Annotated in this window: 1 protein-coding gene and 1 pseudogene; both read left to right on the top strand. The window is 73.1% G+C overall.

All coding sequences use genetic code 11. From position 1 onward, the window contains the following. Window positions 1–449 (top strand): site-specific integrase (locus AC0IW9_RS30355; RefSeq protein WP_471652032.1); only part of this gene is annotated, 449 nt, incomplete at its 5' end. A gap of 32 nt (window positions 450–481) precedes the next feature. Beyond that, window positions 482–684: pseudogene (locus AC0IW9_RS30350) on the top strand (hypothetical protein); the annotation flags it as partial.

The following is a 684-nucleotide window of genomic DNA, read 5'->3' as shown; positions in this document are numbered from 1 at the left end:
CCTTGCTCGCCAGCTGCGGCGAGGACCTCGCCGGGCAGCGCGACCGGGCGCTGTTTCTACTGGTTCAGGCCAGCGGGTTGCGCCGCGCCGCGCTGGTGGCGCTCGACCGCGAGCAGCTGCGCTTCACCGCGGCGGGGGTGGTGCTGGAGACGGCCCAGGGCGGCTTGGAGCTTGCCCGCTTCCCTGACTCGGACCGCTGTCCGGTTCGTGCCCTGGAGGTCTGGCTGCGACAGGCACGGATCGACTACGGCGCGGTCTTCCGCCGGGTGACCGCAGCGGGGACGCTGGAGGACCGGCTCAGCCCGCAGGGGGTCTGGCGCATCCTGCGTCGCCGTGCCGGTCTGGCTCGCCTCCGCCTGCCCGCCGGCAGCCGCATTTCACCGGATGGGCTGCGGACCAGTCCTCGCTCCCAAGCCACATCGTCCGCCAGCCCGCCGAGGCAGCGGTGATGACCATGCTGCCCGAGTCAGGCAGTGGTCCCATGCCACTGGCGCCAGCCGACACCGACTGGCTGCGCAACACCCTCGGCGTCAGCGGCGCCACCGAGACCGTCGGGCGCTTTCAGGCCGCCGCCAGGGGAAGCGGGATCATCCCCTGGCAGCGTGATCTCGACCGGATGGAGGAGGACTGGTTCCTGCCCATGGCCGCCCCCGCCGACGGGGTGCGGGCCATCAGCCTGGCCGG

It is taken from the genome of Belnapia sp. AC561 (genome assembly GCF_979252845.1).
This window is presented reverse-complemented; position numbering and strand designations above follow the sequence as displayed.